We start from the raw sequence: 8,875 nt of genomic DNA on the forward strand, positions 1-8,875 counted from the left end.
GCCGCGGTGAACCACCCCATCACCCGGTACGCGCCGTACCTGTGGCTGGTCTACCTCGGGGCGCTGGTCTTCCAACCCGCCTTCGACCCCGACACGACCGCGGCGGACTGGGCCTGGACGGGGCTGATGGTCGCGGCCTTCCTGCCCCTGTACCGGGCCGGCTTGGCCGAGCGGGATCAGCGACGCCTGATGCTCCTGTTGGCCGCGATGGCTGGTCTCGGGGCGGTGGGGACCCTGGTCAATGCCGGGGCAGGCGTGTTCGTCGTGTACGCCGCCGCCTTCGCCGGACGTCTCTCCCCAGTGAGGCGGGCTGTCGTGGTGGTGGCCATGCTGGCCGGGCTCGCCGGGGTGATGTTCCTGATCTCCACGGTGCCCATGCCGTGGCGACTCGTCGCTGTGGCACCCATCTTCGTGTTCGTCCTGGTGATCGGGGCAGCGGGGATCATCGAGGGTGAACGCGAGCGAACGCAGGCGAGACTGCGTCGCGCGGACGAGGAGATCGAGCGGCTGGCCACGATCGCCGAGCGAGAGCGCATCGCCCGCGACCTGCACGACCTGCTCGGCCACACGCTGTCGGTGGTCGTCGTGAAGTCGGAGCTCGCGGGGCGGCTGGTTCGCTCCGACCCAGACCGGGCGGAGCAGGAGGTGCGTGACGTGGAAGAGACTGCGCGAACCGCACTGGCCGAGGTGCGCTCGGCTGTGGCCGGCTACCGCGCCAAGGGGCTCGGTGCGGAGCTGGCCAACGCACGCCGCGCGCTGTCGGCGGCCGGCGTCGAGGTGGAGGCCACGATCGAGCTCCCTGTCCTCCCCGCCGAGCACGAGGCGGCCCTGGCTTTGGCCCTGCGGGAGGCGGTCACGAACGTTGTCCGCCACGCCGACGCCGACCACGCCACCATCCGCGCCGACGCCACGTCTGAGCAGGTGTGGCTCGAAGTGAGTGACGACGGGCGGGGCGCCTCCGGGTCGGACGGTTCCGGCCTGACCGGTATGCGGGAGCGCATCACCGCCCTGGGCGGCCACGTCACCCGTCGCACGGGTCGCTCCGGAGGCGACCGACGCGGCACGATGGTGCGCATCACGCTGCCTCGAATCCCCACCTCGACGGTCGACCCCCGTGCGGCGGCCCGGCGATGAGCATCGCCGTGCTGCTCGCCGAGGACCAACGCATGGTCCTCGGCGCCCTGGGCACACTGCTCGAACTCGAGCGCGACATCGACGTCGTCGGCACCGCGGCCGACGGGGACGAGGCGCTGCGCCTGGTCCAGGCCCTCCAACCGGACATCCTGGTCACTGACATCGAGATGCCCGGCCGCAGCGGCCTGGACGTCGCCGCGGAGATCCGCAGACGCGGGCTGCCGACCCGAGTCGTCATCCTCACCACCTTCGCCCGAAGCGGATACTTGCGCCGGGCGCTCGACGCTGGTGTCGGTGGCTACCTGCTCAAAGACGCCCCCTCGGCCACGCTCGCCGATGCCATCCGCACCGTGCATCAGGGCGGGCGCGCCGTCGACCCCACGCTCGCCGCGGACGCCTGGGGCGAGCCCGACCCGCTCACCGACCGGGAACGCCAAGTCTTGCGCCTGGCAGGTGACGGCCTGTCCAACGCCGACATCGCCTCCCGCGTGCACCTGTCCGAGGGCACCGTGCGCAACTACCTGTCCGAGGCCATGCGCAAACTCGGTGCCACCAACCGCACCGCCGCTGCCCGACAGGCCCGCGAGCGTGGCTGGCTCTGACGTCCTCCCGCGGTCGCGACCCGGGGCGGCGTCTCGCGCAGGACACTAATCGAGTCGATGCAGCGCTCCATCCGTTGCACACCGGCGCCCTCAGGTGATTCTCACCTTCACGGTCGTCGGGCTCGCCTGGACCTGGCCCCGCAGCGGTTCGACCGCCCGCGGTGTCCTTGCCGAACCGGATGCCGGCAACGCGAACGTCGGTACCAGTGCGTCATGACCACGCGGTGGGAACCACGGGCATTGCGGACCCGCATCTCGTAGCGTGATGGCCCGTGGGGGAGCTGGATCCGGGGCTGTATGAGTCGCTGGTGACCGAAGGGCTCCGGCGACGCTTGGGCACGCACCCGGACGGGGTGGCTCGGGTGGCTGGGCTCCGCCCGGCGGAGGCGCCGGACCGGATCGCGTGGCATCTGTCCCGGCAGCTCGAACGGGCCATCGCCGGAGTCGGGGACGACCAGCGGGTCGACGCGGGGATCGCCGTCGCGCGCGCGTTGCTCGACCGCCTGGGTGAGTTGCTCGACCGGGAACGGGAGTTCGATGACGAGCGGCCGGCGCCCCCCGGGGAGGTGCTGCGGGCTGTCCGACGCGTACGACCGGATGGCCGTCCAGCTGACGTTGGCGAGCCGCTGATCCCCTTGTTGGATACGACACTGCTCACCAACGCGCCTGGCGAACCGTCGCTGTGGAGCCAGCTCAGTGCCGAGATCGAGTCTGCTGACGCCATCGATGTCGTGATGGCGTTCATCCGCCGCAGCGGCATCCGTCCGCTCCTTGACGCGCTACGTCGCCACGTCGAGGCCGGTCGCCCGCTCCGGATCCTCACGACGACGTACACGGGGTCCACCGAGCGAGCGGCCCTGGACGAGTTGCGTGACCTCGGCGCGCGGATCCGCATCTCGTACGACACCGGGTCCACCCGACTGCACGCGAAGTCATGGATCTTCCACCGCCGATCCGGGTTCTCTACGGCCTACGTCGGCTCGTCCAATCTCACCCAGACCGCCCAGGCCACGGGCCTGGAGTGGAACGTGCGTCTGTCCGCGGCCCGCAACCCCGACGCGGTTGCGAAGTTCGTCGCCGTCTTCGAGAGCTACTGGGCCAGCGGGGACTTCGTCGACTACGCGTCGGAGGCCTTCGAGCGGGAGCAGGAACGAGCGGTCGGACGGGACCACGGTCCGCGGGTGATCCTGAGCCCCATCGAGGTGCGGTTACTGCCGTTCCAGGACCGCTTGCTCGAGCTCATCGAGGTGTCGCGCGCCCAGGGACACCACCGTAACCTCTTGGCCGCAGCAACGGGCACGGGCAAGACCGTGATGGCGGCCGTTGACTACGCCCGGCTCGCTGATGATCTACCGCGAGCACGGTTGCTTTTTGTCGCGCACCGGGAGGAGATCCTCGATCAGAGCCTGGCCACCTTCCGCTATGTGCTGCGTGATGCCTCGTTCGGCGAGAAGTGGGTGGGCGGGTCGCGGCCGACGCGGTTTGACCACGTCTTCGCCTCGGTGCAGAGCCTGCGCGCCGCCGACCTGGATGCCCTGCCACCCGACCACTTCGATGTCGTCGTCATCGACGAGTTCCACCACGCAGCGGCACCGTCGTACGCGCGACTGCTCGATCATCTCCGGCCGGTGGAGCTCCTCGGACTGACGGCCACGCCTGAACGCAGCGACGGTTTGCCCGTACTGCACTGGTTCGGCGGCCGGATCGCTGCCGAGCTCCGGCTCTGGGACGCGGTAGACCAGCAGTACCTCTCTCCGTTCGTCTACTACGGCATCCACGATGGAACGGACCTGCGAGGTGTCCCGTGGAGACGCGGCACGGGCTACGACGTGGCGGCCCTGACGAACACGTACACAAGCTCCCAGGCGTGGGCGCGCCTGGTGGTCAAGGAGCTGAACGACCACGTCGACGTCGACACCATGCGCTGCCTCGGCTTCTGCGTCAGCGTCGAGCACGCACGATTCATGGCGGAGCAGTTCGCCCGACACGGCATCCCGTCCGTCGCGGTATGGGGTGACACGCCCTGGCCGGAGCGCGAGGCGGCGCTGAAGGACCTTGCGACCGGGCGGGTGCGGGCGCTGTTCTCCGTCGACCTGTTCAACGAGGGTGTCGACGTTCCCGTTGTTGACACCGTCCTCATGCTGCGCCCCACCGAGAGTCCGACGCTGTTCCTGCAGCAGCTCGGACGGGGGCTCCGCCGCGCCGAGGGCAAGTCGGTCTGCACGTTGCTGGACTTCGTCGGCAACCACCGCCGGGAGTTCCGCTTCGACCGGACCCTCCGGGCGCTGCTTGGCGGCTCACGTCGAGACGTCGAGAGCCAAGTCCGACAGCAGTTCCCGTTCCTCCCGGCCGGGTGCTCGATGCAGCTGGACCGTCTGTCCAGGGAGATCGTCCTGCGCAGCCTCAGAGAGGCGCTGCCGTCGAGATGGTCGGCGAAGGTCGAGGAGCTGCGGTCCCTTCGACGAGACCGTCCAAAGATCGACCTCGCATTGTTCCTGCGCGAGTCCGGACTCGACCTGGAGGATGTCTACGCCGGCGGCCACGGCTGGTCGGAGCTCTCCGAGGAAGCGGGTGCGCCGGTTCTCCCAGCCGGACCACACGAGGCGGTGCTGCGCCGAGCGGTGGGGCGATTGCTCCATGTCGATGACAGGGTGCGGATCGAAGCGTGGAGGACGCTACTGGCGTCTGACGTGCCCGACGTCCGGCACCTGGACGAGCGCACTCGTCGCTCCTTGCACATGCTGGTCGCCCAGGTGGCGGACCGCGTGATCGACAAGCACACCGACCTGCAGTCGGCCTTCGATCTGCTCTGGGAGCACCCCCAGGTGCGCGCCGACATTCGGCAGCTGCTCGACGTCTTGGAGGCCCGCATCGACCACGTCGGCCTGCCGCTCGCTACGCACCCCGACGTACCGCTGACGGTCCATGCCAGGTACACGCGGCTGGAGATCCTCACGGCCATGGGCCTCGCACCCCGGGCCAAGGTGGCCGCGTGGCAGAGCGGGGTCTACGAGGCGCGAGAAGCCAATGCCGAGCTGTTCGCATTCACCCTCGACAAGACCGGAGGTTCCTTCTCGCCCACGACCCGCTACCGGGACTTCGCGATCAGCCGCACGCTGATCCACTGGGAGAGCCAGTCGGCCACGCGGGAGGACAGCCGGACCGGGCTGCGCTACCGCTTCCATGAGCGTGACGGCCGCGCCATTCTGCTGTTCTGCCGTCTGCGCGCCGAAGAGCGTGCCTTCTGGTTCCTCGGTCCAGCGGCGTACCGCGGCCACGTGGGAGAGCGACCGATGGCGATCACCTGGGAACTGCAGCATGCACTGCCCGGCGATCTCTACGCGTCCTTCGCGGCCGCGGTGGCATAGCCGTAGTTGCGCGGCCCTGCAACGGGGGCTCTGATCGACGGTCCACGTGAGCCCTTCCCCGGACCCGCGGGTTCCCCTCCGGGCACGGTGGAGGCGGAGGCTGGGGGCGGAGTCCGTGGTCGTCGCACACGGGGCGGGGCTGGCTCGCTCGCGCGGTACCCCTCTTCCTGGCTATGACACTGGGCCTGCTGGTCGGCTTCCTCCTGTTCGGCCCGGCTGGACCATCGGACCCGACGGACGATGTGCGCGCGCTGCACGAGGAACGGGTCCGTGCCTGGACGACCCGTCATGTGACCTCGGTGCACGCGCTCCTCATCCGCGACCCCGATTGGGGGGCGCAGCCCGTCCCGGCCGATGACCCCTTCCTGCGGGACGAGGTGGAGTCCTTCGCTGCGACCCGGTGGGCGAGCCCGTCGTCGCCACGCATCTCGACGATGGGGTAGGTGTACGCGATGCCGTCGTACTCCTCGCTGATCTCGCCCTCCCAGATCACGGTGCGACCGTGCACCACGGTGCCGCCGGTGTCCCGTACCGAAGGCAACCGGCCTGCTCTCCACGGCCCACTGCGCGACCGCCGGACCTCCTCGTGTCCCCGGAAGGTCCCGGGCGCGGCGGTGACCTGCCCGTCGGAGGCGTAGGCGCCCACCGTCGCCTCTACATCGCGGGCCTCGAATGCGTCGTGAGCAGCCTGCACCGCGGCGCGCACCTGCCGCTCCAGCTCGTGGTCGGCTGCGTGGCCCCGTGCGATCGTCATGACGTCCCCCTGGCATCTGCGTCGAGTCCTGCGTCCATCGTTGGTGGCGCGTGTCCGCCGGACCAGGGCATGACAACCCGGCTCTCCCACGGGGAATACGCCTGCCCCGTCGCCGTCACACGGCTACGGTCACACGGCGAGGAGGGTGGGGCTGGGTGCGGGGTGGGTGGTGCCGAGTTCGGTGCCGTCGGGGCGCAGGGTGGTCAGGTCGTGGTCGGGGTTGCCGGTGAGTTGGTAGCCGCCTTCGTGGACGAGGTGGTGGCAGTGGGTGCACAGGCTGGCCATCTGGGCGGTGTCGGTGGGTCCGCCGTCGGCCCAGTGGTGCAGGTGGTGGGGGTGGCAGCGGTCGGCGGGCATGCTGCAGCCGGCGAAGCGGCAGCCGCCGTCGCGTAGCAGGAGGTAGCGGCGTTGGTCGCGGGTGGCGATGCGTCGGGTGCGGCCGAGGTCGGTCACCACGCTGTCAGCGTTGAGCAGCAGGCGGCGGATCTCGGCGTCGCCGCAGGCCAGCCGCCGTGCCGCGGTGGGGGTGATGCCGGCGGGTTGGTGTCCGTTGCCGAGCAGGACCGGGGCGTGGGCTCGGGCCCGGTCGGGCGGTTGTCGGTCGGTCGGCGCGGGCGGCTGGGGTCCGGGGTTGCCGGGCGGCTCACCGTCTGCGTGACCGGCGGGGTGGTGGTCGGCTGAGCCGCCGGCCGGGGCGAAGGCGTGGCCGAGGTCGGTGGCGGGGACGATGACGAGGATCTGCGGGGGGACGCCGTCGATCGCGGGGACCGCGTTGCTGGCGGCGGCGACCTCGACCAGGTGGCACAGGGCGTCGACGAGCAGGGCGGGCCGGCCGGGGCGGGGTGCCCCGGTGTTGGTGTCCTCGGCCGTGCGCTGGTGGGCGGCGACGGCTTCGCAGCGGCGCTTGAGCAGCCGTCCTTCGGCCAGCGGCAGGGAGCCTTGGAACAGCACGCTGCCGCCCAGTTCGGTGAAGACCAGGTGCCGGTCGTGCCAGGCGGAGTTCTCGTCCTCCAGAGCGGTGTCGGGGTCGATGGCGTCGCACCAGCGGGCCAGTTCGCGGGCGAACCGGGCCGGGCCGGTGGCCCCGGCGACGGCGGCGAAGGCGTCGGCGACGGCGGGGAACGCCTCGCGGCGGCGCCGCCGCTGCGGACCGGGCCCCTCCAGCGCGGAGGCCAGCAGCGTGAGGTGACGCACCCGGATCTCACCCGCGGCGAAGCCCGGCGCGAACTCGGGCCGCTGCTCGCACTGGCGGGCCGCGGTCAGCCGCGCGGTCACCTCCCCGCGGGAGGCACCGGACCGCCGGGCCAGCCAGGTCGCGGCCGAGCGGGCCCCGTCGTGGGCCCACAGCGCGGAGGTCTCGACCCGGCGCTCCATACCGGCCAGCACCGCCTCGGCCCGGGCGACCAACTGCGCCAGCACCACCGCCGCGTCCGCGGCGAGCACCGCGGGGACGTCATCCGGCCCGGCGTCGGCGAGTGCGGTGATGTCGGTGCGCAGCCGGTCCAGCGTCTGCGCGAACTGCTGCGGTGTCACGATCCCCCCGTCCGAACAAGTGTACGAAGTCTACCCCGGGCCGTGCCCGCGCACAACCCCTAGTCCGACGAAAGTTCTTGCGGCGCAGCGATTCCGGGATGTACCACGCGCCCACCGACCGGCCGCCCGGTTTCGCTACCGTCGAACCGGCCGACCCACGGTCCTCCGTGTGACAGGCTCCGCACGAGCGAGCGAGCGAGCGGTCAGGGCTGAGTGTTCAGCCGTCACACGGCGGCCGACGAAGGACCCGGTGACTGCCACCGGACTCAGAACTACCCTGGCGTTGTGAGGCGCATTCGTCCTCCGTTGGCTGGCCTGGTCTCAACCATCCTGGGCCTCAGTTTGGTCGCGTCCGTCCCGCAGGCAGCGGTCGCCGCCCCGAGCGTGGCCCCGGTCCGGAAGATCACCGTCTCGACGCAGACGAAGGTCGAGATGGTGCGCTACCTGGGCGGAACGACCGACCGCACGCCGCCGTTCAAGCCGCTGGTGGCCGGGGATGCAGCCTTCATCCGGGTCAAGGTGCTGACGGACGCCGCACCCCTGCCTGGCGGAGTGACCCGCCTCCGCCTGCAGTTCGGGCGAGATCTTGCCGACGCGACCATCCGGATGGCCGAGCGTGACGGCGTCCGGCGCTGCGTCCGGATCGACGAGACCGTCGTCAGTTGCGTCGTGGACCGGGTCCGGCGGGACGACGAGGCGTCGATGCTCGTCAAGGTGGTGATCCCCTCCGGTCTCGAGGCGACCGACCTCTACTTCAGGGGAACGGTCGTGCCCACCGGCGACCTGGTGCTCAAGGCCCAGCCGACGTACGCGCGGCTGAAGGTCGTGGGCAAGGGTGCGTGGTCGGGAACCTGGCACTGGTACGCCACCTGGAGCACCGGTGCCTGGGACGGCAACGGCATGCAGATCCATCAGGTACGGGACAGCGGCATGCGCGTGGTGTGCGCACGGTGGCCGTGGTCCGGTGGCGGGGTGGCCTGGGGCACGGTCAACGAGCTCGGGGAATGGAATGCGGCGTGGCGCGATGGTTTCGGCGAGGGCAACTGGACGCTCAAGCTCGACGGCCCTCACGGGTTCGCGGGGAAGCAGCGCGTCTACGTCCACGGCGGTGGCGCCTTTGTCGCGGACATCACCGGGAAGCGGACCGGCGAGACCGCGCCCGAGCTCGACTGCGACGCCGCCTACGAGGAGGTGGCGTGAGTCGCGGCAGTCCGCGGGTCGGCGGCGCGGCCATCTGTCACCCCATGGGGATGCGCTGCGACACCCGGTAGGAGTTGCCGGACGGGTCGCGGAAGCCGAAGTCGATGCCGTACGGCTGCTCGGTCGGTTCGCCGGTCACCTCGACGCCGTTGGCGACGAGGGATGCGTAGGCGGCGTGGGCGTCGTCGGTGGTGAAGAACAGGCCGGTGGCGAACCCCTGCGACATGAGTCGCTCGACCAGGCTCTTGGTCTGCTCGTCCATGACGGGCGGCCCGGGGATGGCC

Annotated in this window: 7 protein-coding genes; 4 read left to right on the plus strand and 3 right to left on the minus strand. The window is 70.9% G+C overall.

Features of this window, described 5'->3' with window-relative positions; genetic code table 11:
• Nucleotides 1–6: 6 nt before the first annotated feature.
• From R2737_18440 to R2737_18450, 3 genes are all read left to right on the plus strand, one after another.
• Nucleotides 7–1,134 (plus strand): sensor histidine kinase, encoded by a 1,128-nt coding sequence (locus R2737_18440; GenBank protein MEZ5118238.1) that lies wholly within the window; start codon nucleotides 7–9, stop codon nucleotides 1,132–1,134.
• Nucleotides 1,131–1,736: a response regulator transcription factor gene (locus R2737_18445; GenBank protein ID MEZ5118239.1), complete on the plus strand. Its 606-nt coding sequence runs from the start codon at nucleotides 1,131–1,133 to the stop codon at nucleotides 1,734–1,736. Before R2737_18440 ends, R2737_18445 begins: the two co-directional genes overlap by 4 nt.
• Before the next feature lie 272 nt (nucleotides 1,737–2,008).
• On the plus strand, nucleotides 2,009–5,104 hold the full coding sequence (locus R2737_18450; protein ID MEZ5118240.1) for a DUF3427 domain-containing protein: 3,096 nt from the start codon (nucleotides 2,009–2,011) through the stop codon (nucleotides 5,102–5,104).
• A 286-nt stretch (nucleotides 5,105–5,390) separates the two neighbouring features.
• Here R2737_18450 and R2737_18455 read toward each other — a convergent pair whose 3' ends face one another.
• A complete protein-coding gene (locus R2737_18455) occupies nucleotides 5,391–5,858 on the minus strand; it encodes a nuclear transport factor 2 family protein (protein MEZ5118241.1) in 468 nt (155 codons plus the stop codon).
• A gap of 129 nt (nucleotides 5,859–5,987) precedes the next feature.
• The gene (locus tag R2737_18460) at nucleotides 5,988–7,391 is read right to left on the minus strand and encodes a DUF222 domain-containing protein (protein ID MEZ5118242.1); all 1,404 of its coding nucleotides are present in this window, start codon (nucleotides 7,389–7,391) and stop codon (nucleotides 5,988–5,990) included.
• A gap of 384 nt (nucleotides 7,392–7,775) precedes the next feature.
• Between R2737_18460 and R2737_18465 the strand changes: the two genes are divergently transcribed.
• Nucleotides 7,776–8,591, plus strand: coding sequence for a hypothetical protein (locus tag R2737_18465; GenBank protein ID MEZ5118243.1), 816 nt, complete (start codon nucleotides 7,776–7,778; stop codon nucleotides 8,589–8,591).
• A gap of 37 nt (nucleotides 8,592–8,628) precedes the next feature.
• Here the strand turns inward: R2737_18465 and R2737_18470 are convergent.
• On the minus strand, nucleotides 8,629–8,875 hold a 247-nt coding region (locus R2737_18470; protein MEZ5118244.1), incomplete at its 5' end, for a VOC family protein.

The organism is Candidatus Nanopelagicales bacterium (genome assembly GCA_041393815.1).
In the GTDB taxonomy this organism is placed as follows: domain Bacteria; phylum Actinomycetota; class Actinomycetes; order S36-B12; family JAWKJK01; genus JAWKJK01.

Bases quoted from the DNA above. Each gene is read 5' to 3' on its own strand.
- R2737_18445 (MEZ5118239.1), top strand. From the start codon at position 1,131: ATGAGCATCGCCGTGCTGCTCGCCGAGGACCAACGCATGGTCCTCGGC.
- R2737_18455 (MEZ5118241.1), bottom strand. From the start codon at position 5,858: ATGACGATCGCACGGGGCCACGCAGCCGACCACGAGCTGGAGCGGCAG.